This is a genomic window from Bradyrhizobium erythrophlei (assembly GCF_900129425.1).
GTDB classification, from domain to species: domain Bacteria; phylum Pseudomonadota; class Alphaproteobacteria; order Rhizobiales; family Xanthobacteraceae; genus Bradyrhizobium; species Bradyrhizobium erythrophlei_C.
In genome coordinates this window covers 3,143,034-3,167,771 of record NZ_LT670817.1, presented here as the reverse complement: position 1 = coordinate 3,167,771, position 24,738 = coordinate 3,143,034, and the positions used below count along the sequence as shown (strand labels likewise).

Below are 24,738 nucleotides of genomic sequence, written 5' to 3'. Positions count from 1 at the left end.
GCATCGACAATCAGTACCTCGCTGAAATCACCACCGCCACGGTGCGGCCAGGCGCTTCCAGAGTGAACGGCGCCGAACTTTGATACATCGCGGTGTAATAGAGCTTGTTGAAGATGTTGTTGACGAACAGCTTCGCGGTCCAGTTCTTGTCGATCTTCGCCTCCGCGAAGGTATCGAAGCGCCAGAAGCTCGGCAGCGACGTGCCCTGGTTTGCGGCAAGCAAGGTGCCGCCGTACATCGCGGAACGATAGACGGCCTGTCCGCCAACCTCCCACCGGTCGTCGATCTGATATTTGCTGAGCAGGCTGAACGACTGATTAGCGATGTTGGCCAGCGGCAGGCCGACGTTTGTCGTGTAAAAGGCGGGGTCGGCCGGGGGGACCAGCGACTTCGTCACCTCCGACTTCATCAGCACGAGGCCGCCGAACACGCTCCATTTGTCCGTGATCTTGCCGGTAACTTCGAGATCGATGCCGCGGATCTGATAGGCTGCGCCGGCGCTGATGCAAGGCTGCGTACCCCCTATCGACGTATTATAGGGGCAAGCTGCCGTCTGGTTTGCTGTTGAGGTTACGTTCACCGACTCACGCGCATTGGTGACATTGGTCTGGAACAGCGCGCCGGTCAGGAGCAAATGGCGGTCAAGCAACTCCCATTTGTTGCCAACCTCGATCGCGGTGTTCTTCATCGGCCCAAATATCTGGTTCGAGTTGCCGTTGATGACCGGCGCGAGTCCGCCATAGGCTGCGCTGGTGCCGTCGAATTCGGAGCCCACCGGATCAGACGACGTGGCGTAGGCAACATAGACGCTGGTCATCGGCAGCGGCTTCAGCGTGAGGCCCAGATTGAAGTTCGGCATATCAAACTGCGCGGCCTGCGAGCCGAAGGTGTTCGCGATCCCATTCGATGTGCCGTAACCGCTGGCTTTGATGCCGTAGTCGTCCAAGCGGATGCCGCCATTGAGGATCACCAAATCGCGGTAATTGGCGGAATCGAGCAGATAGCCGCTCGTCGTATCGATCGCGATTTGCGTCGGCCTCCCCGTGAGCGTGGGCGTCGTCGAGAACGGCGCGAATGTGTATTGCGGATTGGTGATGCTGACGTTGGTTGGCGCCCCGCTGCTGTTGAACGCGGCACCAATTGCCTCTGAGCTTAGCCCGCTATATGTATCGATGCTGGAAGTTTCGCGCGAGACCTCGACGCCGGCGACCGCGGTGTGGTGCCAGTTACCGGTATCGAACTTGTACGTGAACTCGCTCTGGTTGGCGACGACGTCCGTCGGCTGATAGCGGCTCAGCGTGTTGGCGGTCAGCGTGTTCGCCACAGGGTTGGCTGACTCCGGAATCGTGCCGATGTAATTCAGCAACGACTCCGAGCCTCGAACCTTGTCGCTAAAGGTCAAATCGGGAGTGATCTTTACTTCGGTGTTGACCGTGGCGATATCCTGATGGACCTCGAAGAAATCGCGGTTGACGAAGCCGTAGAAATTGTCGCGATTGACGCCAAAATCCGGGGCCGGGCCGCCGGCGGTGGTCGTATATTGACCGGCGGCGTTGGTGGGTCCCGTCCGGAGGTACGGCACGCCAAAGTCCGGCAATCCGTGGATATCGGTGTGAACGTAGTCCGCGGTCACCTTCACCGCATCGACCGGCTTCCAGGTCAAAGCCACAAAGCCGCCACCGCGATCGTCAGTGATAAAGCTTCGGCCTTCAACGCCCGCATCCTGGAACAGGCCGCCGGCGCGAACGGCCAACGTCGGGCTGATCACCTGGTTGACGTCGAGCGTGACGCGCTTGGTGTTGTCGCTCGCGTACGTCGTGTCCATGTTGTAGAATGATTTTTCGGTGGTCGCCTGCTTGGTGACGATATTGATCGCACCTCCCGTCGTGCCGCGGCCGGCAAACGACGAGCCGGGCCCGCGCAGGATCTCGATCTGCTCGGTGAAGAAGTTCTCGCGGACGCTGACGCCGGAATCGCGGACGCCGTCGATGAACACGTCATTGCGGGTGTCGAAGCCGCGGACGAAGAAGCGGTCGCCGAAGGCGTTGCCGCCCTCCCCCGTCCCCAGCGTCACGCCGGCGGTGTTCAGCACCGCCTGCTTCAACGAGGTGGCGTTCTCGTCCGCCAGCACTTCCTTGCTGAGCACGGTCACGGTCTTCGGCGTATTCAACAGCGGCTCGGGGAATTTGCCCGATGCCTGCAGATGATCGACCTTGTAGGGCGCAGCCGCATCCGCGTAGGGATCGCGGTCGGCGCTCAGGCTGCCGACGTTGGGAAACGGCACCGCCGCGGTCCGCGCCGGTTGGGTGCGTCGGGCTGCGCGCCGAAGCGCATTGCGCGCCCGGACCTGGTCCGGCGTGGGTGCCGTCGCGGCCGGGCGCGGGCGCGCCACCGGAGCATCGACCGTCACCGGCGGCAGGTTCGATTGCTGCGCTTCGGCGCCGGAAAACGAGGCGACCGCCATCAGACCGGCGACCGCCGAGACCTTTCGACCGGAACAGTTGTCGAACTTTTCGCTGACCGAGTTCATCGCCGCGCTTGAACGCAGCGACCTCGGTGTCTTTGCCTTATTCATTCCACGCGCCCCAACCGAATTTCAAATCGCCGATGCGGTTCATTCGCGCATCAGCGATGGCGCGTTGGTATCGAGCGAAAAAATTCGGGTCAATGCGATTGCAGCGCTGGAATGGTTGAATAGGTCCAGATCAAATCGATTCTAAATCCGGGGTTTGCAATCGTTTCAAAATGTTATTTGAACCATTCTAAATGGAAGCCGGGAAGTGCCGATAGATCGGGCATTTCTCTCGCTTGAGGCGCGCGCCGATCAATCGACGCTCGGCGGCTTCATCAGCGAAAACAGTTCGTCGACGGTTTGCTGCGCGACCAGCCGCACGCGATCGGTATTGTCCATGCCGGCGATGTTGACGCCTTTCACCACCGCTTTGATTTCATCACGGAAGTCGGTGAGAAATCGCAACGGATCCGGCGAATCGTTGGCGACGCGCGCGATCAGACCGGTGATCAGGATCTGACAGGCGATCATGCGTCCGTTCAGCTCATCCATCATGCGTCCCCGGCGAGTTGCCCGTTGCACGCATTAGAACCTGGCGATCGCGCTGATGCGGAAGGTTCGCGCCTGGCCCGGCGAGATGTTGTTGTCGCCGTCCGCCGACGCCCAGTATCCCTTGTTGAAGATGTTCTCGACGTTGAACTGCGCCCGCCAGGTCTCGTCGATCTTCAAATAGAGCGCGGCGTCGAAGCGAACGAAACCCGGCAATCTGACGGTGTCGTCCGACGTGGCAAAGGAGTCGCCGAAATAGATTATGCCGAGGGCCGCGCCCCACCTCGGGTTGATCTGGTATTTGTTCCACCACGCGAACTGGTTGTACGGCACGAGTTGGACACGATTGCCGGCAACGATCGGCGGGGTGACCCCCGATGCCGTCAGATCGTTGGCAATTCGCGCGTCGGTGTAGGCATATGCGAGCGACGACTGCCAGGCGTCCGAGACGTAGCCGGTAAGGCTCGCCTCAAAGCCACGCGCCGTGGTCGCGCCGTTTGGAATGGCGAGACCCGAGCCGGTCGGCGCGTTCGGGACCGGGATCGGCTGGTTGGTACGGTTCAACTGATAGATCGCGCTCGAAAACAGCAGCTTTGGATTGACATTCCACTTCACGCCCACTTCCGAGTTCTCGAATTTCTGCGGTTGGAGAATCAAAGTGCCGTCGGTCAGCGCACTGAACTGATCGCCGGACGCCGGCAGATAGGAAACGCTGTAGGCGCTATAGATCGACAGATTGGCGGCCGGCTTGACGATCACGGCGGCTTGCGGCGAAATCTCGTCGTCAACCCTGCCGCGATGGATGTTCGTGTTCATGTCCAGTGCCGACATGTCGAAGCGATCGAAGCGGGCGCCGCCGATCAACTGGATCCAGCGCGTGATTTCGACGGTATCGCGAACGTAGGCGGATTCGACGAAGAGACGATAGTTGCTGTTGGAGTCGGCGCCGGTAATGCCGGGCGAAAACGCGCCCGGAAACTGATGGATGAAGACCACGGGTCCGAAGTAGGTCGGCGCAAACGGGTTGGCGATTATCGTATTGGACAGGCCACCGCCCGAGGTCGGAAAGAATCCGGTGTTGCGGATATCGACGCCGGCCTCCCGGCCGAATTCGGTGCCGAAGCCAACCGTATGAAGCGCCGGGCCGGTGTTGGTCTTGTAGACGAAATCGGTCTGGTTGAAGGCGTTATCGCGGTTGGTCCAATGCTGGTAAGCCCCGAGATTGAAGGTGCTGTCGGTCGGATCGACCGCGCCCGACAGCGGCCCGTTGGCGGGATAGACATTCTGGTAGAACTTCTTGTAATCGGCAAAGATGGTCCCGTTCCTGACCGTCAATCCGTTTTCGAAATCGTGCTCGACGACGGCGATCGCGGTCTGCACATCGGCGCGCGCGACATTGTAGGTCGGGCTGCCGAAGAATGCCGACAGATCTCCATTCGGCGCAAACGGCGTCGTGGGATTGAAACGGGTCGCCCCGCCCGCGAGCGCCTGCGAAGGATTGCCGCGATCGGAGGTGCGCTCGTCGTGAAAATATTCGTAGCTGAGCTTGACCTTGGTGTTGTCGTCGGGTTTCACGGTGACGGTCGGATTGATGCCGAAGCGCTCGATCCGGCCGAAGTCACGGAACGTATCGGTGCCTTCGTAGAAGGCGTTGAAGCGCACGGCGACGTTATCGTTGACGGCCTGCCCGGCATCGAGCGCGAAACGACGATCGTTCCAGGAGCCCGTCTGCATCAATGCGTTATAAACTTTGGTGCCGTCGGCGTCCTTCAGCGTGCGATTGAGAAGGCCGCCGCCCGCGCCACGGCCGAAGGTCAGCGCGGACGGCCCCTTGAGGACCTCGACGCTCTGAGCGTTGTAGAGATCACGGAAATACTGCACGTCGTCGCGAAAGCCGTTGACGAAGAAGTTCGCGCTGGAATCCACGCCGCGGATCACCAGTTCGTCGCGGTTGCCCTCACCCTGGTGGACCGCGACGCCGGGCACATAGCGGGTGACGTCGGTGAGGCCCTGAAAGCCCTGGTCCCTGATGAAGTCCTTTGTCAGCACGCTCAGCGACTGCGGAATATCGACCAGCGGCGTGTTGGTCTTGGTGGCGACCGACGTGCTGTTGGCATAAACGCCGACCGTACCGGTGCGGGCATCCTGCGATACCCCGAATGCCGCCTTCGGCGCGGCTTGCGGCTCGGGCCGGCGCGCGGCCTGCGTCCGGCGCTTCTGGGCACCGCGGTCGGCGCGCTGCGCCGGCACGCTATTGGCGCGGCGCTTGACCTCAGGCGAAGTGATCTCGATTGGCGGAAGTTGTGATCCCGCTGGAGACGACGGCGCCGCTCCGACCGTTTGCGCATCGGCCGCCGTCGTGCAGGCCAGTCCACCGAGCGCGGCGACGCGCACCGAAAACAGAGCAGCCTTCGAGATGCGCCGGATTGTTCGCAACGATCCCGGCGCTTGCGCCCGCCCCATCCAACACGCCCCTTCAAATCGCCGATGCGGTTGATCTGCACATGAGCAATGGGGCGTTGGTATCGAGCGGAAAAATTCGGGTCAATGCGATTACGGCACCGGGATATTTGAATAGGTCCAGATCAAAATGATTCTAAATCGCGAGTTTGAAATCGTTCTAAGATGAGATTTGAAGCGTTCTAAACTGAAGCGGAGAAACGCCGATAAATCGGGCCTTTCCGCGCTTGCCGCAGGAACACCGATCGACCGACGCTGCATAGTTTCGATAACGAAAACGAAAACAGCTTGCCGGTTTGCTGCGCGGTCTGCCGTACGCGATCGGTGCGGCGATGATACGCGCAGACGTCTTCGCGAAAGCGCGTTGCGCGTTTGCGGACGTCGAGCAAGGAGATGGTTGAACGTGTTTACTTGGCGGCGACGTGGCCAGGGGGCTCGGCAAGGCCCTTGATGCGGTCCTTGATGTCCCGGAGCGTCTTGAGACTGGTTTCGATCTCTTCAGCGGGGAAATCCTGCAACACGTCGCTCGCAATGGAGTCGCGCAGACTGTCGAGATCATCGACAAGCTGGCGGCCAGCCGCCGTGAGAAACAGCCGGTTGGTCCGTCGATCCCTGGGATCGTGCCGCCGCTCGAGAAGACCGTGCTCGACCAGGCGATCGAGCAGGCGGACCAGCGAGATCGGTTGTAGTTCAAGCACCTCGGCCAGATCGACCTGCGACAATCCCTCCTGCTCCCGCAACCGGAACAGTACGATCCACTGCGCGCGCGTGGTGCCGCGGTCCTTGGCGCGGTGGTCGATATAGTTGCGCAGCAAGCGCGAGCTTTCCACGAGTTGCGCAACCAGCTGGCGTTTCAGATCGAGAGACATTAGCCGCGGCGGTCCCAAAGCTTTCCGAAAGTTTAGGAAAGCTCAAGTTATGGTGTGTTTACACATTAAGTGCACGCGTACTATATATTCAAGCCCTTGGAACTGTTTTAAACCTACCGTAATTAGTCTTGAGCCAATGAGCCCAGATGAAAAAACCTCGGATAATCAGCTCGATTGTACTGATCGCAGCCGTCGGTGCGGCGGGCTATTTCGGCTGGCAGCGATTCCATGGCGCAGATCAGTCCACTGCAGCAAATAATGCGCAAAAGGCGGCGCGCAACGCCGTTCGCGTCACCATCGCCCCGGTTCAAAAATCCGACTTCCCGGTCTATCTGACGGGCCTCGGAACGGTCCAGGGCTTCAACACCGTACTGGTGCGGACCCGCGTCGACGGCCAGATCGACAAGATCGCCTTCAAGGAGGGTCAGCTGGTCAACCAGGGCGACCTGCTGGTCGAAATCGATCCGCGGCCCTACCAGGCGACCGTGGATCAGGCCAAGGCCAAGAAGGCCCAGGATGAGGCCAATCTGGCCAACGCCAATCTGGATCTGCAGCGCTTCACCAAACTCGGCGAATTCGCAACCAGGCAGCAGACCGACACCCAGCGCTCCACCGTCGCGCAGTTGACCGCGCAGATCGCGGCCGACGATGCCGCCATCTTCAACGCCCAGACCCAGCTTGACTACACCGCCGTGAAGTCGCCGATCCCCGGGGTCGCCGGCCTGCGCCAGGTCGACATCGGCAACATCGTCAATGCCTCTACCCAGACCGGGATCGTGACGATTGCCCAGATCGAACCGATCGCCGTGATTTTCACCGCGCCGGAAGAGCAATTGCCTTATATAAACGAGGCACAAGCGTCCCAGCCGCTCAAGGTCATCGCGATTACGACCGACGGCAAGAAGCCGCTGGCGGAAGGAACGCTGTCGGTTATCAACAATCAGGTCGACACCACCAGCGGCACCATCCGGCTCAAGGCGGTGTTCGCCAACAAGAACCATGCTTTATGGCCGGGCCAGTCGGTTTCGACGCGGCTCCTGGTGAAAACCCTGAAAGATGCCACGGTGGTTCCTGACGATGCGATCCAGCACGGCACCGACGGCCTCTATGCCTATGCCGTCAGTCAGGACAACAAGGCTGAGCTGCGCAAGGTCAAGGTCAGCCAGTCGATCGACGGACGTTCGGTGGTCGATACCGGCCTGTCGCCGGGAGAACAGGTGATCACGGCAGGCCAGTACAAGGTCCAGCCGGGCACTGTGGTCAGCACAGCGGTGGCGAGTTCGGATCCGGCGCAGCAACCCAAGGTCAAGCAGGAATGAGCGAGGGCATTTCCGCACCTTTCATTCGCTACCCCATCGGCACCTCGCTGATGATGGCCGGCATTCTGTTCGTCGGCCTCGTTGCCTATCCGCTGCTGCCGGTCGCACCGCTGCCGCAGGTGGACTTCCCGACCATCCAGATCACCGCAACGCTGCCGGGCGGCAGTCCTGAAACCATGGCCTCTTCCGTGGCGCAGCCGCTCGAGCGCCAGTTCGCGCAGATTCCCGGCATCGCCCAGATGACCTCGACGAGCTACCTGGGAACGGCGGCGGTCACGATCCAGTTCGACCTCAATCGCAGCATCGACGGCGCCGCCAACGACGTGCAGGGCGCCATCAACGCCGCCAGCGGCCAGTTGCCGAAAAACCTTCCCTCCCCGCCAACCTACCGCAAGGTCAACCCGGCGGATTCGCCGATCCTGCTGTTGTCGGCGACCTCGGACACCTTGCCCCTGACCACCGTAAGCGATGCGGTCGACGCCCAGCTCGCCCAGCAGATCAGCCAGATTTCCGGCGTGGCTCAGGTGACGATCGGCGGCCAGCAAAAGCCGTCGATCCGGGTCCAGGTCGATCCGGCGAAACTGGTCGCCAAAGGCCTGTCGCTGGAGGACGTCCGCAACGTAATTACGATCACGACGGTCGACAGTCCGAAGGGCAACATCGACGGCGACACCCGTGCCTACACGATCTACGCCAACGATCAGATGCTCGACTCGAAGGACTGGAACGACGTCATCGTCGCCTACCGCAATGGCGGGCCGTTGCGGATTCGCGACATCGGCAAGGCCGTCACCGGACCGGAAGACGCCAAGCAGGCGGCCTGGGCCAACGGCAAGCGCGGCGTGTTCCTGGTGGTCTACAAGCAGCCCGGCGCCAACGTCATCGACACCGTGGACAAGATCAAGGCGATGCTGCCGCGGCTGGTGGCCGCGATTCCACCGGCCATCAAGATCGACGTCATCAGCGACCGCACCCAGACCATTCGCGCCGCCGTCGCGGACGTTCAGTCTACCCTGCTGCTGACCATTGCGTTGGTCGTCATGGTCATTTTCATCTTCCTGCGCAGTTTCTGGGCGACGGTCATTCCGACCGTGACCGTGCCGCTTGCGTTGCTCGGCGCCTGCGCGCTGATGTGGGTGTTCGGCTATACCCTGGATAACCTGTCACTGATGGCGCTGACGATCGCCGTCGGCTTCGTCGTCGACGACGCCATCGTGATGCTGGAAAACATCACGCGCTATATCGAGGAAGGCGAGAAGCCGCTTGCCGCCGCGTTCAAGGGCGCCCAGGAAATCGGCTTCACGATCGTGTCGATCAGCATTTCGCTGGTTGCAGTGCTGATTCCGCTGCTCCTGATGGGCGGCATCATCGGCCGGCTGTTCCGCGAATTCGCGGTGACGCTGGCGATGACGATCTTCGTGTCGATGGTGGTGTCGCTGACGCTGACGCCTATGATGGCATCCCGCTTCCTGCGCGCGCACGGCGAAACCAAGCACGGCCGGTTTTATCAATTGAGCGAGCGCGCGTTCGACGCGATGCTGCATGCCTATGAGCGCGGCCTCGACGTTGCGATGCGCTGGCGCTTGACGACGCTGATGATTTTCTTTGGAACCCTAGGATTGTCGGTCTATCTGTTCGTCATCATTCCCAAGGGCTTTTTTCCCCAACAGGACGTCGGCCTGATCACCGCCACCTCCGAAGCCGGACAGGACATTTCCTTCGCCGCGATGAAGCAGCGGCAGGAGGCCCTCGGCGATATCGTGCGGGCCGACCCTGATGTCGCCAGCGTGGCAATGGCGATCGGCGGCAGCGGCAGGGCCGGCAATAACGGCAACCTGTTCATCACGCTGAAACCGCGCAGTGAGCGCAACGCAAGCGCCCAGCAGATCATCACCCGCCTGCGTCCCAAACTCGACAAGGTCGAGGGCGCCCGGTTGTTCATGCAGGCCGCGCAGGACGTCCGGCTCGGCGGCCGGCCGACCCGGACGCAGTTCGAGTTCACGCTGCAGGACGCCGATCTCGGCGAGCTGAACGAATGGGCGCCGAAGATCCTGGCCAGGATGCAGACCCTGCCCGAGCTGCGCGACGTCGCGACCGACCAGCAGAGCCAGGGCACGACGCTGCAGCTGAACATCAATCGCGACACCGCGTCGCGCTACGGCATCCAGCCGCAGCTGATCGACGACACGCTGTACGACGCGTTCGGCCAGCGCCAGGTCACCCAGTATTTCACCCAGCTCAACAGCTATCACGTGATCCTGGAAATCCTGCCCGAGCTGCAGGGCAACCTCGACACGCTCAACAAGCTCTATATCAAATCGCCGCTGACCGGCGATGAGGTGCCGTTGTCGACGTTCGCGACCTGGACCAGCGTGCCGGTCCGTTCGCTCTCGATCAGCCACCAGGGCCAGTTTCCGGCGATTACGATCAGCTTCAACCTCGCGCAGGGCGTGGCGCTCGGCCAGGCGACCGAGTCCGTTTCGAAAGCGATGGCCGATCTCGGCGCACCTGCCACGCTCAACTCGAGCTTCCAGGGCACGGCGCAGGCGTTCCAGCAATCGCTCGGCACCGTGCCGCTGCTGATCATGGCGGCGCTGGTGGTCGTGTACCTGATCCTCGGCATTCTCTACGAGAGCTACATCCACCCGCTCACGATTCTGTCCACGCTGCCCTCCGCCGGCGTCGGCGCGCTCGCGATCCTGATGGCGTTTGGGTACGACTTCAGCCTGATCGCCCTGATCGGCATCATCCTGCTGATCGGCATCGTCAAGAAGAACGGAATCATGATGGTCGATTTCGCGATCTCGGCCGAGCGTGACGAACATCTGTCGCCGGAGGGATCGATCCGAAAGGCCGCACTGCTGCGGTTTCGCCCGATCATGATGACGACGATGGCGGCGATGCTCGGCGGCGTGCCGCTGATGCTGGGTACGGGCACCGGATCGGAAATCCGCCAGCCGCTCGGTTACGCGATGGTCGGCGGCCTGATCGTCAGCCAGGCGCTGACGCTGTTCACGACGCCGGTGGTATACCTCTATCTCGACCGGCTCTCGAATGCGTTTTCGGGCTGGGGGCGATCCGGCGATGACGATCACGAACTGGCGGCGAGCGAGCACGGCGCCATCAAGCAAGCCGCCGAATGACTTGACTTTCGCCGTGCATCGGCCGATCCGGGGAGGCATGTGCCCCGGAGCCGGATCAGTGAAGATTTCCGTAAAGTTTGCCATCCTCGTGGCCGCCGCGGCTTTCGCGTCGCCCGCGTTCAGCAACGCCCAGCAAGCGCCCAGGTCCAAAACGGCGCCGCACGCGGCGCAAACCGCGGCGACACCGGCAGCGCCTCAACCCGAGGCCGCGCCCGGGCCCGCGCCGGCAAACACCCCGCACCAGCCCGGCTGGTCCGCCCGCTGCACCAGCGCCAGCCGCGATGCCCCGCTCGAATGCGCGATTGAACAAACAGCGCTGCTGAGCAAAACCGGACAACTCATTGTCCTCGTGAACATTCGCGTGCCCAGCGATACCCACACTCCGATGATCCTCGTGCAGTTGCCGCTCGGGCTAAATCTGCCGGTCGGCGCCAAACTCGAGGTCGACGACGGCAAGGCCATCGATCTGCCGATTCAGACCTGCGAGGCACGAGGCTGCTACGCCAGCACGCCGATCGCGCCCGAACTGTTGGCCGAGTTGAAATCGGGAAAGCAGCTGAAAGTGTCGTTCCAGAACATGGCCAAGGAAACCATCACCATTCCCATGCCGCTGGCCGATTTTGCCGCCGCTTACGACAAGATAAAATAATCGGAATTCACTCCTCATGGTGAGGAGGCGCGCGCTTGCGCCGTCTCGAACCATGAGTAACGCGCATGCCGCCATCCTTCGAGACGCGGCGAATACGCCGCTCCTCAGGACAAGGAAACGTCGGCCTAAGAGTGAGGTCTCACTGCCGTGCCATTTCGGCGTTGCCGACGCCGTCACCATCGAGTTGCTGGTCGTTATGCATGGCGACCGTCACCCGCAGCAATCGTCCGGTGAATTCGAACGGAGCATTATAATGCGACACCGGGCTGCCGCGGTCGCGTCCGATGTCGAGGCCGGACCACGAGATCAGCGTGTGAAATCCGAGTTGGGTCTGCAGCGAGCCGGCGGGCTCACCATCGATCAGCAGCGTATAGGAGCTGACCCCCGTGCGCGCGCCCTTCGCCGGCGCCGCTTCGCGCACCAGGCGTTTGACGTGCACGCCGAGCCGGTGCGCGCCAGGGGAGACCTTACGGTCGGAGGTCACGATGTCATGACCGCCGCCGATATTGAGATCGTGAACCAGCAGACCGTCCTTGATGTAGAGGCTGTAGCCTGACGTGGCGTCGCCGTGCGCCAGCAGCACACCCTCGGCGCCGGCTTCGCCGATCTCGACATGCGCTTCGATGGTATAGCTGCGGCTGCGAACGTCGGGGGCGACGTCGGTCGGTACGTGCCCCATGCCGGCGTGGAACACGAAGTGGCTTCGCGCGCCCTGGAAACGCGCGGCGTTCTCGGCAAAGCGCTGGCCGAACCGGTCATCGAGCGGCAATACGTTGTGCTTCTCCGCCTCGCTCCACCACAGTTTTATCAGCTCCGCCAGACGCGCCGGTTCCTGCCCGGCGAGATCGTCGACCTCGGAAAAATCGCGGTCGAGATGAAACAGCTCCCATTTGTCGTTCTCGAACGGCGTCCCCGGCGGATGATAGGCCACCGCCTTCCAGCCCTGGTGCCAAAGGCCGCGGTGACCGAACATCTCGAAATATTGTGGCTGACATTTCGACGGCGCCGATGCGTCCGCGATGGAGCGCGCAAAACTTTCGCCCTCGATCGGCATCTGGGCGCAGCCTGCGATCGCCGCGGGTGCGGCAACGCCGACCAGTTCGAGCAGCGTCGGGACGAGGTCGCTGGCGTGAACGAACTGATGGCGCAGTTCGCCCTTCGCGACCACCCGCTTCGGCCATGAAATGACGAAGGGATCGCGGATGCCTCCGCCATGGGTGTTCTGCTTGTAGCGGCGCAGCGGCGTATTCGAAGCCATGGCCCAGCCGTGCGGAAAATTGGTGTGGGAGTCCGGGCCGCCGATGTCCTCGATCCGCCGCAGCTTTTCCGCAATGGGCTCGGGCCTGAAATTATACGGTCCCATCGCGTTGACGAAACCCAGCGGCCCGCCCTCCTGGCTGGCGCCGTTATCCGACAGCACCAGGATCAGGGTGTTGTCGCGAACGCCTGCCGTTTCCAGAAACCCGATCAGCCGCGCCAGGTGCCGGTCGGCGTGATCGAGCATGCCGGCGAACGCCGACTGCAGGCGCGTGAAGACGCGTTTCTCATCGGCGCTGTGCTCGTCCCAGGCTTTCACGCCGTCATTGCGCGCGGGCATTTTTGTTTCCGGCGGCACGATCCCCAGCGCCTTCTGGCGTGCCAGGCGCTGCTCGCGCTCGACATCCCAGCCGTGCGCGAAAATCTCGTCATAGCCCTTGATGATATCGGCCGGCGCCTGATGCGGCGCGTGGCAGGCGCCAAAGGCGAGCCAGGTCAGCCAGGGCAAATCAGGCCGGTCGGCGACGTGATCGCCGATGAAGCGGATCGACTGATCGACCAGATCCGAGGTCAGATGATAGCCGCTGGCATAGGTCCCTGGCGGATCGATGTGGGTGTTATCGGACACCAGCTCTGGCGCGTACTGATCGGTCTCGGCATCCAGGAAGCCATAGAAGCGGTCGAAGCCGCGGCCCAGCGGCCAGCCATCGAACGGCCCGGTCGCGCCGCTTTCGGTCAGCGGCGTGACGTGCCATTTGCCGACCATGTAATTGCGATAGGCGTGGGCCCTGAGCATTTCCGCCAGCGTGCCGGCCTCGCGCGCGATCTTGCCGCGATAACCGGGATAACCGCTGTCGAAATTGGCGAGGCAGCCGACGCCGACGGAATGGTGGTTGCGTCCGGTCAACAGCGCCGCACGCGTGGTCGAGCACATCGCGGTGGTGTGGAAACCGCTGTAGCGCAGGCCTTCGGCCGCGAGCCGGTCGATCACCGGCGTCCTGATCGGAGATCCGTAGCAGCCGAAATCGGAAAAGCCGACGTCGTCGAACAACACGACGAGGATATTGGGCGCGCCGGCGGGCGGCTTGAGCGCCGGCGGCCACCACGGCCTGGAGCCGGCGACGGTCTTGCCGATGGTGCCGCCAAATGGCGTATCGCTGCCTGCGCTCATGCATGTGCTCCCATGTCATCGCGACGGCGGTTGATCCGCCCGTTTGGCTTCAGTGCGGCCGCGGCCGCCGATATTCCCGGACGTGCATTGCCTGAAACCATAATCCGAATTATGATTATGATTACTTTGCCTGGGAGTGCAACACCAGATGCAGCCGCGATCGGAGGGTTTTGAGTTTCCCGGGGTCACGCCCTCCCGGCAGAAGCGAAGTCGCGAAATGACGGCCGCCCTGCTGCAGGCCGGCGCCGACATGCTGCGAACGCGCAGCCTTGCCGAACTGTCGATCGAAGCGCTGTGCACCAATGTCGGCGCAACCGTCGGCGCCTTCTACAGCCGGTTCGAAAGCAAGGAGGCCTACTTCAACGCGCTGATCGAACTCGCGGCGCGTGACGGCGAACGCAGACTGTCAGGGATGACCGGGAGCGCGCAGTTGAGAGACACGGGTCTCGCCGAACGCTGCCGCCTCCTCGTGCATGGGATCATCGACTGGATCCGGAACCATGAAGGCGTCCTGCGCGCCGCGCTCCAGCACGACGACACGCGGCCGGACCGGTGGAGCATATTCAAGGGCCTCGCGCGGGCGGCCACGGCTCGTGCCACGCCTCCCCTGCTCCACGTCATGGGCCGGGGCCGCGCGGCCGCCAAGACCCGCGGCATCGCCTTCAGCTTTCAGGTGGTCTTGGGAACGCTGGTCAACGCCGTCCTCAACGATCCCGGACCGCTGTCTATCCATGACGACGAGATGGAGGTGCGATTGAGCGGCTGCCTGTTGCAGTTGCTCGAAGCCGAAATGAAGGCAACTTCCTCCGCGGCTTCGGTTCGCAAGTCAGGCAGCCGCAAGAAATAAGCGGGCCTCAGGCGTCAGCCGGCGCCGAGGTAAGCGCGTTGCACCTGCGGATCGTTGGCCAGCGCCGCCGCGGTACCGGACAAAACGCTCTTGCCGACCTGCAGCACCGTGGCAAAGTCCGAGACCTCGAGCGCGAGTTCGATGGATTGCTCCGCCAGCAGGATCGTCAGTCCTTCCTTGTGCAGCCGCCCAAAAGTCTCGTACATCGACTCGACCACCGCCGGCGCCAGGCCCAGCGATGGCTCGTCCAGCATCAGCAATTTGGGATCGCTCATCAAGGCGCGGCCGACCGCCAGCATCTGTCGCTCGCCGCCGGACATGGTGCCGGCGCGCTGGCCGCGGCGTTCCGCCAGTTTCGGAAAGATTTCGTAGACCCGTTCGAGCAATGCCGCGACCCGCGCTCTGTCGCGTAACGGCGTCGCGCCCAGTCTGAGATTGTTCTCGACGCTTTGCTGCACGAACAGCCGCCAGCCTTCCGGCGACAAAGCGAGGCCCTTGCGCACGATCGAAAACGCGCTTCCGCCGCCGATCTCCTGGCCGCGAAATTCGATCGATCCCGCATGCACGGGAATGAGACCGGCGATGGCATTGAGAACGGTGGTCTTGCCGCCGCCGTTGGAGCCGAGCAGCGCCACGACGCTGCCTTCGGGCACTTCAAGCGAAACGTCGGATACCCCGATCAGGTCGCCGTAGCGAACTTCGAGATGATCGATCTTGAGCAGAGGCGCGCTCATGTCGGGCCCATCAATTCGATCGGCGTGTGACCGGCGGCGGCCTTGGCCGCGCGCTTGCCGAGATAGGCTTCGATCACGGCCGGGTTGCCGGTGACCTCGCGCGGGCTGCCGCGCGCAATCTCCCGGCCCTGGTGAAACACCACCACGCGGGTCGCCAGCGACATGATGACTTCCATGATGTGCTCGACAATCACAAGGGTAATGCCGCAACGATGGATGTCGCGCACCAGATCGATGGCCAGTTGCACCTCGCGCTGGGTGAGGCCCGCCATCGCTTCGTCGAGCAAGAGAACCTTGGGCTCGGTGGCAAGCGCGCGAGCGATTTCGAGCCGCTTGCGGCCGGGCGTCCCGAGCGAGCGCGCCGGCGCGTCCGCCAGTCTGCTCATGCCGACGCGTTCCAGGATCGCGCGCGCCCTGGTCTCGGCCTCAGCGCGATGCGAGGTGCGCAGAAACGCGCCGATCATCACATTCTCCAGCACCGACATGCCCTCGAACGTCTGCGGCACCTGGAAGGTGCGGGCGAGACCGAGTTGTGCGCGCATCTCCGGCGCGAGGCTGGTGATGTCGTGGCCTTCGAACAGGACCTTGCCGGAGGTCGACATGAGATCGCCAGTCAGGCAATTGAAGAAGGTGGATTTACCGGCGCCGTTCGGGCCGATCAGGCCGAGAATGTCGCCCTGCTCCAGGGTCACGGAGGCGGCGTCGACCGCCTTGAAGCTGCCAAAAGCTTTTGTCACGTCGCGGGCTTCAAGGAGCATGGGTGGCTCCTTTCGCAGCATCGACGTCCGGCATCTTGCTGTTGCGCGTGGCCCACAGTCGGTTGATGAGGGTTAAAATGCCGCCCGGCTGAAAGCGCGCGATCAGCACGATGATGGCGCCGTACAGGACAAAAGTCAGGCCGGCGCCTTTGCCGCCGAGCAGGTTGTTGGAGATTTCCTCCAGCGGCACCAGGATCGCCGCGCCGACCAGCGGTCCGAACAGCAGCCCGGCGCCGCCCAGCGCCGCCATGATCAGCATCTTCACCGAGATCAGGATGCCGAGCCCGGATTCCGGATCGACGAAGCCGAACATCGTCGCATAGAGCGCGCCGGCGACACTGGTCAGGCCCGCGCTCAGCATGAAGGCGTAGAGTTTGGTGCGGCTGGCGGGCGCGCCGAGCGAGCGCGCCGCGCGCTCGGAATCCCTGATGGCGCGGAGGTAAAATCCCATCCGGCTGTTGGCCATCCACCAGGTGATGCCGAGCGTGATCACAAGAACCGTCAGGAAGAGATAATAGTACGGCAGCGCCGAGATGAAGGAGAGATCGAACACATTTCGCGGCACGGTCGGGCCGCTCAGTCCGACCCCGGCGCCGAGATAGTCGGTGTTGCTGACGATCAGCCGCACGAGTTCGGCGACCGCGATCGTGGCCATGCTGAAATAGTGGCCCGACAGCCGCAGCGTCGGCACGCCGATCACGGCGGCAATGGCCACGCTGGCGATGATGCCTATCGGAATTCCAACGAGCGGCGACAGCGCGAAATGCGCGAACGCGCCCATCGCGGCGTAGGCGCCGCAGCCGAAGAACACCACGTGTCCGACCGATACCTGGCCGGCATAGCCGCCGACGATGTTCCAGGCCGACGCCGCGATCGCATAGAGCAGCACCAGCGCGCCGAGCCGCTGCTGAAATGGCGTCGAGAACAGCAAGGGATAGCCGACGACCAGCGCCAGCACTACCGAGGGCCACAGCCAGCGCCGCATCACGTCTTGCCCATCAGGACTTGCCCATTAAGCCTTGCGGCCGGAACCAGAGGAAGCCGAGGAACAGCGAATACACCACCATGTCCTTGTAGACAGCGCCGATCCAGTACGCCGACAGGGATTCGATCACCCCGATCAGTAGTCCCGCCACCAGCGCGCCCGGCACGCTGCCGAAGCCGCCGAGCGACACCGTGACGAAGGCCACGATCGCCAGGGTCTCGCCGACGGTCGGCACGATGTAGAAAAACGTCGCGATCAGCGCGCCGGCAAGCCCGGTCGCGCCGGCGGCGATCGCCCAGGCGATCGCCTGCATGGTGTCGGGCCGGATCCCCATCAGCTGCGCCGCGGTGGAATCCTCGGCGACCGCCAGCATTTTCGAGCCCAATGAAGTGCGCGTCAGCAGCAGATGCAGCCCGAGCGTCACCAGCAGCGCGACACCGCCGGCCAGCAGCCGCGACGCCTGGATTCGCAAGCCCGCGATGTCAAAGGTGCCGCCGACGATGTTTTCCGGCAGCGACAGGAAATTGGCGCCGAACCACCAGAACACCGAATAGCGCAGCAGCAGCGCAAGCCCGAAGGTACCGAGAATCTGGGCCAGCATCGGCCCTTTCATGATGTCGCGGATCAGTCCGAAATAGACGACGACCCCGAGCGTCGCCAGCACCAGCGCGGCGATGGGCGCGCCCAGCAAGGGACCGGCGCCGAACAGCGTGTAGACTACGAACGCGACATACATGCCGAGCATGACGAAGTCGCCATGCGCGAAGTTGACGATGTTCATCATGCCCCAGACCAGCGTGAGGCCCGAGGAAAACAGCGCATAGACCGCGCCCAGCAGAAGGCCGCCGACAATCACCTGAACGAGAATTGTGGACATGCCGGCGGTTTAAATCTTGCGGTTAAGTCTCAGCGATCTCGCGACAATATCAGGGCGGGACCGTGCCCCGCCCCGCTGGAAGTCACCAGCCTTTGTAGTTCAGGATCGGCGCTTTCTCGGCGTTGGCCTTGGGCCAGACCGCGACATAGTTTTCGCCGTCCTGCAGCTGAATGATGAGGCCGGAAGCCAGTATGTTCTGGCCCTTGTCGTCGAACTTGACGCCCTTGTAGCCCATCATCAGCTGGTCGGGCTTGAGGTCGGTCGCCTTCAGCGCCGCCTGGATCTTGGCGGGATCGGTCGAGCCGGCGCGGTCGATAGCCTCGCACAGCACGAAGAAACCCTGCATCTGGCGCGCGGCGGTATCGTCCATCTCGTCGCCGCTCTTTTTCTTGTACATCTCGGCGATCAGCGCCGTCGGCGAGCCCGGAGCGCCGACGTTCCACGACGAACGGTTGAAGACGCCTTGCGATATCTTGCCGACCGACTTGATGAAGGATGGATCGGAGTAGCCGGAGTCGTCGGCGATGATCATCGGCGGCTTGTAATCAAGCGCCTGCATGGTTTTCGCATACAGGATCGCGTCCGAGGCGTAGGCGATCATGATCACGACGTCGGGTTTCTTCTCCTTGAGCTGCAGCACCTGGCTCTGCACGTCGGTGGCGTTGACGGCGTAGGCGATATCGAGCGCGATGTTCTGGCCCTGCTCCTTGAACACGCTGGTGATCACGCTCGAGACCGAGGTGCCGTATTCGGTATTGTCGTGAACCAGCGCGACGTTGTCGGTTTTGGCGCCGCTAGCTTTCATGTCCTTTAGGAATTCGTAATAGATCTTGGCGAAGTCGGAGGCGACCGGGGTGACGCGGAAGAACCATTTGAAACCGCGCTCAGTCAGGTTCGCCGCCACCGACTCGCCGTTGACGAAGGGAATTCCGTATTTTTCGGCAATCGCGCTCGCCGTCAGCGTGATCCCGGACTGATAGGCGCCGGTCAGCGCCACGACCTTCTCTTCGGTGATCAGCCGCAGCGTCTGGTTCTGGCCGGTCGCCGGGCTGCCCTGGTTGTCGGCGAACACCACCTCGACCTTGGCGCCGCCGAGGCCTGCGAGGCCCGCGTTCTTCGCCAGCGGGAAATTGCCGAGTTCGGGATGGGCGTTGTTGATGATATCCATTGCGGTCTCGATCGCGGCCTTGGCATGGACGCCGGCGCTGGCGGCGTTGCCGCTCAACGGAAACACCGCGCCGATCTTGACGGTTTTGTCCTGCGCCGAGGCACTGCCCGCCAGCAAAACGGAAATCGAGGCGGCGCAAAGCAGCCCGATGATATGCATAAATCTCATGTGAAAGGTCTCCGAGAGGTGCCACCCGATGCCATGCTTCTGACGGCCAGGGTTGCGCGAGGCGTGGCCCCGCTTTCCCTTATTTTTGGCGTGTCAGCATGGCACGCCGGATTGGCAGGGGCAAGTTGCGGCCTCGCCGCGCGTGCGCGTCGCAAGACGTCAATTGGTTGAAGGCGCCGCCTCGGCCGTTGCCTTCCGGATGGGCACATCAGCCTTGACCCCGATGTAGATCGTGTTGCTCGCAGTGTGATCCCCAAACGAGTTGTCGAAGGTCACGACATGGCTATCCGACGCCGCGAAGGCGCCGGCCAACGCGGATTGAAATCCCTCATCCGGCGGGTCGTTCGACCAAAGTGCAAAGACGCCGCCGGGAATTAAATGCGAGGCGAGCCTTCCGAGCCCCTCCGGCGCGTACAGCGCGGCATGGCGCGGATGCAGCAGGTTTCGCGGCGAGTGATCGATATCGACCAGCACCGCATCGAAGCGGCGGCGCGGCGCGTCCGGATCGAAGCCCTCGGTGGAATCCGACATCGCAAAGAAGTCGCCGTTGACCAGGCGGCAGCGCGGATCGCCGGTGAGCTGCTTGCCGAGCGGCAGCAGGCCCTGCGCATGCCATTCGATCACCTCGGCCAGCGCATCGACCACGACCAGCGAACGCACACCCGGATTTTCGAGCACGGCTTGCGCGGTGTAGCCGAGCCCGAGCCCGCCGACGACCACGTCGAGATCCGTTCGCCCGCACGCCGCCAGCCCGAGCCGCCCCAGTTCGATCTCGGCTGTGGTGAAGGCGCTCGACATCAGGAATTCGTCGCCGAGCTTGATCTCGTAGATGTCGCCCCCTGATGTGAGCGACCTGCGCCGCCGCAGGCTGAGCACGCCCATCGGCGTGGGACGGAAATCCAGCTCCTCGAAATTCACGCTCATCGCCGACCTCGCCCTCACTGCCGGCGCCGAACCCGCCGCCGGATGGTCGCGATTTCATCGCGCTCTCTCAGGAACAACATCGCCGCGCGCTTGCCAAGGCCGGCAGGTAGCGGGTAGAACGGCCCACGTTTCGGAGCGATTTGCCTGATGCGTTGCAAGAACACGAAGAGTCTTTCATAAGTAGCTGATATTACTGATATATTTTGGAATGGTGTAACGGTAGCCTAGCGATTTATGGGCTAAGTCGTTGATTTTCCTCAACCAGTTTAGCAATCCCGCTCCTTTTTGATCCGGCCAAAACTGAAGAGTTCTGAGGCGTTTGCTAAACTTCTCAGCGCTGTTTGGTGGTCTCAAGCCGCGCGTATATTGGAGAAGATCGGAAATCGCGGGTGCAAGTGCCAACTAATGCGGCGACTCTAGAGCAGCCCTTGCCGTCCGATATTTGGATCGTTGCTGAAGGTCTCGACCGTCGCATACTCGTTGACCTTTGAGGGAGGGTCGACGTTCTCGAAAATCATGAACTGCGCATCGGTGCCGATATGGCCGAGGTGCTCGAAGAAGCGCTCCTTCAAGTCCGTGTTGCGGAGTTCCTGCTCGTCCGCCGTCAGCTTGTCCCCCGGCTTTTTAAATGGGTCGCGGTAAGTTAGGAGCGGCGTGTCTAAGACAAGGAAGCCCGGATGGGGAAGCTTCCGTTCGCGACAGTAGAGCAGCAGCGCTATCTTGAAGGCCGCATGGGTAATCGCACGGACGCCCTTGCCATTGTGGCGACGCTCTTTACCATCGATGATGAGATCATACGTCGCCAAATCGAATACGACGTGGTTTTGTCCAGGGAACCCCCAATTAAATAGCACGTCAGAGACGACATCAGCGAACTCTTTGGCGGTTTGCGTCGTCAAGCCGCTTTGCATGGCCTTCTCCCGCTTAGGTGGCTTCGATGCCGCAATGCGCATTTTCTGTTTCTCAAGGTCGCCGCGACGTTCGAGTAGGTCCAACCCGTGACGGACGCGGTCACGTATCGGGATCACCTCGGCAAGCTTGCGCTGCTGTGCATCGAAGTCAGGCGTTGCCTCCTCCAGTTTGACCTCAACCGTCTTCAGTACGGTGCGCATCCCCTTGATAGATTCGGCGAGCCGGATCGCTTCGCCTTCCGTGTCATTCACCGTTTTGACGAGCTCCTTGCGTTGCTGTCGGATCTTCTGGATCTCCACTTCCGCAGCCACCCGCAAAGATTCGATCTCGACAAGCCCATGTGTGTGCTCTTGAGATTCAGGGGGCGCACCGCATACTGGACACGTCTTCTTGCCACCGAGACCGAGCAAGAACCCGGCTTCCTCAATCGATTCTAGCCGCGCTACATCGCTGTCATAGACTTCTTGCAGCTGCTCGAAGCTATTCAAGCTTAGCCCGATATCGACAGTGCGACGTTCTGCTGCTGCGATCTCGGAAGTCAACCGTCGCTTGTCATCGAGAAGCGATCGTACGGACGAACGAGCGTCTGCCATTTCATTCTCGATGCGTTGAAGAAGCGCGTCTAAGTCCTCGCTTTGCTTCTCCAGCCCATCATGGTCGGGATAGTTGGAGGCGAGCTCCCCATTGATCTGTTCGATCATCTCTTCGAGAATTTTCGTCTGGGCTATCCGACCTGTCCGGAAGTCCTTCGGCTTGACCAGCGGCACAATGGCGGAGTCGTCGTCTCCCGTGAGAAGAAATTTCAGCACGCTTCGCTCGCGTGTCGCCGCACCACGATCCCCAGACTCGATCGGTGAGGTCTCAGACTGGATCGACAGTTCGTCCGTGAGCACGACCCTTGCGATATCGCGGAACGAGAGGTTTCCATGAGTCCCGGCTGCATCGAGAGCTATTTTCTTCCCAACTGAGCCCATCTCCCGCAGGAGAAAATTTGAAAGATTGTTGACGCTGTCCGCATCGTGTCGAGGGGCAAGCGTCGCTGCTTCTCGGCCATCCTCGCGCAGCGTGAAGGAACCGCCTGCAAGGGCGCGCTCCAACCGCACCTTCCGGCTGTTCGTGAGCGTCATCCCCATGGAGAGGCGATCGTACGGCTGGCGCTCTTTGATATTTGGAAGTTCTTGGCTCCCGCCAAGCATAAAATCCAGGGCCTTTACCGCGAAAGATTTACCTGTGTTGGAAGCACCGTAGATAAGACTCAGTGCCGGCGCGAAAGCCAGCTGAGCCTTTTTGCCGTCCTTGCCCTCGATGGAGAGAAGGTCGATGTGCCAACCGGCGTATGTCATGCGCCGCTCGCCGGCTTTGTATCGGATTGGAACTCGATTGCCCAACGTCCAATCTTCTGGGTGATAACCTCATGAAGATGGTCGGAACCTCGATCTGCAAAGTACTCAAGTAGCCATTTCGCCCGCTGCTTGAGCGTGCGCCCGTATTCGCTACGAATAAGCCGAACGAACGGGGCGGCTTGCTCGCATGCGACGTAAACGATGCCTTCCGAGGTAAACTTGACCTCGATCAGGTGAAGCCGCTGCATCAGCGCTAGCCCTTGCTCTACGAGGGAGCGCCGAACGAGAAGTTCGCCATTTCGCTGCGGCACATTGGGATGCAGGCTCTCCGGCCCATCCAAATCGGCTGTGTGAACGACGAGATGATCCAGCCAAGTAAGTTGAGTGAGGTCGAAGCTGCGAGGGTGGGCGGTTTCGAGAATGACAACACTCCGGACTCCAGTCTCGAGCGCGCCGTTGAAAAGGTCCGGTTGCACGGCCTCAGTCATGCCTTCCCCTTCCATGACATCTCGCCGTCGTTCACGAAGTGATGACACATCCCCTGTTTGACAGGTACGTGCGCATACTTGGCCAAGGGGCCAGCGGGAGTGATCGTTCCCGCCTGCTTCATCACGGTCTCGACGCGAGCCAAGGTGTCGGGTGTCGTCGCGTTCCAGGTGTCCACGACGCCGAAATGAACGTCCTTGCGGAAGCCAGTGATCACCAGCGCCGAGGTGTTGTCTCTGTAGAACTTTTGGAAAGCGTCGGCCTCAAAAAAGCGGTCGCGCTGACGGCGCAAGTCGGGGCCGTGCTCCTTGTCGTCGAGGACATCCTGATGGCTCGCAAAAACGGCTTTTGCGCGCTCGCCATAGGCGTCAACCAGTTCCTGAATGTAGCGCATTTCGGCGCTCTCGACATCAATGGGTACGACTGCAGGCGGGTACGTGCCGGGGTCTGCGCCAAACTTTTCGATAAGGAGCGGCTTCACCGCAGAATCGGCCATCAATTGATCGATGTTTATCGAGTGGACGTTCTTGAAATCGTAGGCTTCGATAAAGGCGCGGAGAGAGGTGCAGAGCGCAATTGTTTCCTTGTTCGTGATATTCTTGGCGCAGGTAGTATCCCAATTATCGAGCAGCATCTTCTTCAATTCGCTCGGCCTGTCGAGAAGGCCGTCCAGCTTTCGAGCGAGGCCCTTCGGCGCGACGAAGAAGAATTTTCGTGGTGCGGTGAACTCGCCTTTCCACGCCCAGTAGAGAACTTTCCCAATGGCAAGGAGGCCTTGGGTCTGCGCAACTCCACTCCGATATTGCTTACACTGGTAGTTATCCCACTCACCGTCGTGGCGCTGATCGGTCAGAAAGCCGACTACGTCACGCCCGAGGTCGCCGGTTCCAGCGTGCCGCTTAACCTCGAAATACCCCGATTTTTTCTCAACCCATGCGCGGCAGAACTGCTCAAGTTCCGTGTCATCCATGGAGAGAATTAGTCGATCGTATCGTACGTCCATTCCTGCCCGTCCCCGAAAGAAGCGTAGCAGGCCAGTCCGGCTACAACCAGAGGATTTGCGGTGACTGAGGTCCCGATCTGGGGCCGAAATGGTTCGGAAACAATTAGATGAGAGCCTGCGGTAGGACTGGACCCACAACTTCGACACGGCTATATGACCGCCCGGAGCGTTTGCAAGAGTCCGTATAATGGCATTGCTAAACTTCCGAAAAAAGTGCTTATAAGTCAAGCACTTAGGTGGGGAATGGTGTAACGGTAGCCTATCAGATTTTGGGCTATCCCATTGAAATCATTCAACCCTTCTCGCAAACACCCCCATTTTTGATCCGGCTATTTCCGGGCACTCCCGAGACGTTTGCAAGAAATTTTGCAAGCGTTCGCTCGCGCGCGAGGTGTCTCCGACGGGTGGCAGACTTGCGGGCTGGAAAGCGGACGGGCGGCGGCGCATATTTACGGGATGACGAGACACTGGCAATTTTGGCTCGTACAGGCAGCGGGATACGTTGTCCTCGCCATGACTGCCGCGTTCATCGTCTGGATCATTCTTACCGCAGTGAACTGAGAAGATGACCGTGACCCACTACCCTCCGACGACTCCGGCCGAA

At 61.6% G+C, this 24,738-nt stretch carries 18 protein-coding genes; 4 read left to right on the top strand and 14 right to left on the bottom strand.

Annotated elements, in window-relative coordinates; genetic code table 11:
• Nucleotides 1–10: 10 nt before the first annotated feature.
• The 4 genes from B5527_RS14965 to B5527_RS14945 form a co-directional block, all read right to left on the bottom strand.
• Nucleotides 11–2,575 carry a TonB-dependent receptor gene (locus tag B5527_RS14965; protein ID WP_079602099.1) on the bottom strand — a complete coding sequence of 855 codons (2,565 nt, stop codon included), beginning with the start codon at nucleotides 2,573–2,575 and terminating at the stop codon, nucleotides 11–13.
• 249 nt (nucleotides 2,576–2,824) lie between these two features.
• Nucleotides 2,825–3,064, bottom strand: coding sequence for a hypothetical protein (locus tag B5527_RS14960; RefSeq protein WP_079607282.1), 240 nt, complete (start codon nucleotides 3,062–3,064; stop codon nucleotides 2,825–2,827).
• 33 nt (nucleotides 3,065–3,097) lie between these two features.
• A complete protein-coding gene (locus tag B5527_RS14955; RefSeq protein ID WP_079602097.1) occupies nucleotides 3,098–5,524 on the bottom strand; it encodes a TonB-dependent receptor in 2,427 nt (808 codons plus the stop codon).
• Between the two features lie 404 nt (nucleotides 5,525–5,928).
• A complete protein-coding gene (locus tag B5527_RS14945; protein WP_079602094.1) occupies nucleotides 5,929–6,390 on the bottom strand; it encodes a MarR family winged helix-turn-helix transcriptional regulator in 462 nt (153 codons plus the stop codon).
• Between the two features lie 146 nt (nucleotides 6,391–6,536).
• Here B5527_RS14945 and B5527_RS14940 point away from each other — a divergent pair, with 146 nt between their 5' ends.
• From B5527_RS14940 to B5527_RS14930, 3 genes are read left to right on the top strand one after another with little or no spacing between them, the layout of a single operon-like run.
• Nucleotides 6,537–7,709, top strand: coding sequence for an efflux RND transporter periplasmic adaptor subunit (locus tag B5527_RS14940; protein ID WP_079602093.1), 1,173 nt, complete (start codon nucleotides 6,537–6,539; stop codon nucleotides 7,707–7,709).
• Nucleotides 7,706–10,852 (top strand): multidrug efflux RND transporter permease subunit, encoded by a 3,147-nt coding sequence (locus B5527_RS14935; protein WP_079602091.1) that lies wholly within the window; start codon nucleotides 7,706–7,708, stop codon nucleotides 10,850–10,852. Before B5527_RS14940 ends, B5527_RS14935 begins: the two co-directional genes overlap by 4 nt.
• 58 nt (nucleotides 10,853–10,910) lie before the next feature.
• Complete coding sequence (locus B5527_RS14930) at nucleotides 10,911–11,501, top strand: invasion associated locus B family protein (protein ID WP_425305072.1); 591 nt, start codon at nucleotides 10,911–10,913, stop codon at nucleotides 11,499–11,501.
• 139 nt (nucleotides 11,502–11,640) lie between these two features.
• Here the strand turns inward: B5527_RS14930 and B5527_RS14925 are convergent, their stop codons facing one another.
• Nucleotides 11,641–13,929, bottom strand: a complete 2,289-nt coding sequence (locus tag B5527_RS14925) for an arylsulfatase (RefSeq protein WP_079602090.1) — start codon at nucleotides 13,927–13,929, stop codon at nucleotides 11,641–11,643.
• A 148-nt stretch (nucleotides 13,930–14,077) separates the two neighbouring features.
• Between B5527_RS14925 and B5527_RS14920 the strand changes: the two genes are divergently transcribed.
• Nucleotides 14,078–14,776, top strand: coding sequence for a TetR/AcrR family transcriptional regulator (locus B5527_RS14920; protein WP_079602088.1), 699 nt, complete (start codon nucleotides 14,078–14,080; stop codon nucleotides 14,774–14,776).
• Between the two features lie 14 nt (nucleotides 14,777–14,790).
• On the opposite strand, the gene B5527_RS14915 is transcribed toward B5527_RS14920, so the two are convergent.
• The 9 genes from B5527_RS14915 to B5527_RS14875 all read right to left on the bottom strand — a co-directional run bounded on the left by B5527_RS14915 (nucleotide 14,791) and on the right by B5527_RS14875 (nucleotide 24,101).
• Complete coding sequence (locus B5527_RS14915) at nucleotides 14,791–15,510, bottom strand: ABC transporter ATP-binding protein (RefSeq protein WP_079602087.1); 720 nt, start codon at nucleotides 15,508–15,510, stop codon at nucleotides 14,791–14,793.
• The gene (locus tag B5527_RS14910; RefSeq protein ID WP_079602085.1) at nucleotides 15,507–16,268 is read right to left on the bottom strand and encodes an ABC transporter ATP-binding protein; all 762 of its coding nucleotides are present in this window, start codon (nucleotides 16,266–16,268) and stop codon (nucleotides 15,507–15,509) included. Before B5527_RS14910 ends, B5527_RS14915 begins: the two co-directional genes overlap by 4 nt.
• The gene (locus B5527_RS14905) at nucleotides 16,258–17,253 is read right to left on the bottom strand and encodes a branched-chain amino acid ABC transporter permease (RefSeq protein WP_079602083.1); all 996 of its coding nucleotides are present in this window, start codon (nucleotides 17,251–17,253) and stop codon (nucleotides 16,258–16,260) included. Before B5527_RS14905 ends, B5527_RS14910 begins: the two co-directional genes overlap by 11 nt.
• Before the next feature lie 13 nt (nucleotides 17,254–17,266).
• Nucleotides 17,267–18,130: a branched-chain amino acid ABC transporter permease gene (locus tag B5527_RS14900; protein WP_079602082.1), complete on the bottom strand. Its 864-nt coding sequence runs from the start codon at nucleotides 18,128–18,130 to the stop codon at nucleotides 17,267–17,269.
• Between the two features lie 82 nt (nucleotides 18,131–18,212).
• Nucleotides 18,213–19,466, bottom strand: coding sequence for an ABC transporter substrate-binding protein (locus tag B5527_RS14895; protein ID WP_079602080.1), 1,254 nt, complete (start codon nucleotides 19,464–19,466; stop codon nucleotides 18,213–18,215).
• A gap of 159 nt (nucleotides 19,467–19,625) precedes the next feature.
• Nucleotides 19,626–20,390, bottom strand: coding sequence for a hypothetical protein (locus tag B5527_RS14890; protein WP_079602079.1), 765 nt, complete (start codon nucleotides 20,388–20,390; stop codon nucleotides 19,626–19,628).
• Between the two features lie 416 nt (nucleotides 20,391–20,806).
• Complete coding sequence (locus B5527_RS14885) at nucleotides 20,807–22,645, bottom strand: hypothetical protein (RefSeq protein ID WP_079602077.1); 1,839 nt, start codon at nucleotides 22,643–22,645, stop codon at nucleotides 20,807–20,809.
• Nucleotides 22,642–23,133 carry an ABC-three component system middle component 2 gene (locus B5527_RS14880; RefSeq protein WP_079607280.1) on the bottom strand — a complete coding sequence of 164 codons (492 nt, stop codon included), beginning with the start codon at nucleotides 23,131–23,133 and terminating at the stop codon, nucleotides 22,642–22,644. Before B5527_RS14880 ends, B5527_RS14885 begins: the two co-directional genes overlap by 4 nt.
• Nucleotides 23,130–24,101: an ABC-three component system protein gene (locus B5527_RS14875; RefSeq protein WP_079602076.1), complete on the bottom strand. Its 972-nt coding sequence runs from the start codon at nucleotides 24,099–24,101 to the stop codon at nucleotides 23,130–23,132. The genes B5527_RS14880 and B5527_RS14875 overlap by 4 nt, the downstream gene beginning before the upstream one ends.
• Between the last annotated feature and the right edge of the window lie 637 nt (nucleotides 24,102–24,738).

What these genes read in the sequence shown, in the direction of transcription:
- B5527_RS14965 (WP_079602099.1), bottom strand. Translation starts at nt 2,575, where the DNA reads ATGAATAAGGCAAAGACACCGAGGTCGCTGCGTTCAAGCGCGGCGATG.
- B5527_RS14960 (WP_079607282.1), bottom strand. Translation starts at nt 3,064, where the DNA reads ATGGATGAGCTGAACGGACGCATGATCGCCTGTCAGATCCTGATCACC.
- B5527_RS14955 (WP_079602097.1), bottom strand. Translation starts at nt 5,524, where the DNA reads ATGGGGCGGGCGCAAGCGCCGGGATCGTTGCGAACAATCCGGCGCATC.
- B5527_RS14945 (WP_079602094.1), bottom strand. Translation starts at nt 6,390, where the DNA reads ATGTCTCTCGATCTGAAACGCCAGCTGGTTGCGCAACTCGTGGAAAGC.
- B5527_RS14940 (WP_079602093.1), top strand. Translation starts at nt 6,537, where the DNA reads ATGAAAAAACCTCGGATAATCAGCTCGATTGTACTGATCGCAGCCGTC.
- B5527_RS14935 (WP_079602091.1), top strand. Translation starts at nt 7,706, where the DNA reads ATGAGCGAGGGCATTTCCGCACCTTTCATTCGCTACCCCATCGGCACC.
- B5527_RS14925 (WP_079602090.1), bottom strand. Translation starts at nt 13,929, where the DNA reads ATGAGCGCAGGCAGCGATACGCCATTTGGCGGCACCATCGGCAAGACC.
- B5527_RS14920 (WP_079602088.1), top strand. Translation starts at nt 14,078, where the DNA reads ATGCAGCCGCGATCGGAGGGTTTTGAGTTTCCCGGGGTCACGCCCTCC.
- B5527_RS14915 (WP_079602087.1), bottom strand. Translation starts at nt 15,510, where the DNA reads ATGAGCGCGCCTCTGCTCAAGATCGATCATCTCGAAGTTCGCTACGGC.
- B5527_RS14910 (WP_079602085.1), bottom strand. Translation starts at nt 16,268, where the DNA reads ATGCTCCTTGAAGCCCGCGACGTGACAAAAGCTTTTGGCAGCTTCAAG.
- B5527_RS14905 (WP_079602083.1), bottom strand. Translation starts at nt 17,253, where the DNA reads ATGCGGCGCTGGCTGTGGCCCTCGGTAGTGCTGGCGCTGGTCGTCGGC.
- B5527_RS14900 (WP_079602082.1), bottom strand. Translation starts at nt 18,130, where the DNA reads ATGTCCACAATTCTCGTTCAGGTGATTGTCGGCGGCCTTCTGCTGGGC.
- B5527_RS14895 (WP_079602080.1), bottom strand. Translation starts at nt 19,466, where the DNA reads ATGAGATTTATGCATATCATCGGGCTGCTTTGCGCCGCCTCGATTTCC.
- B5527_RS14890 (WP_079602079.1), bottom strand. Translation starts at nt 20,390, where the DNA reads ATGAGCGTGAATTTCGAGGAGCTGGATTTCCGTCCCACGCCGATGGGC.
- B5527_RS14885 (WP_079602077.1), bottom strand. Translation starts at nt 22,645, where the DNA reads ATGACATACGCCGGTTGGCACATCGACCTTCTCTCCATCGAGGGCAAG.
- B5527_RS14880 (WP_079607280.1), bottom strand. Translation starts at nt 23,133, where the DNA reads ATGACTGAGGCCGTGCAACCGGACCTTTTCAACGGCGCGCTCGAGACT.
- B5527_RS14875 (WP_079602076.1), bottom strand. Translation starts at nt 24,101, where the DNA reads ATGGATGACACGGAACTTGAGCAGTTCTGCCGCGCATGGGTTGAGAAA.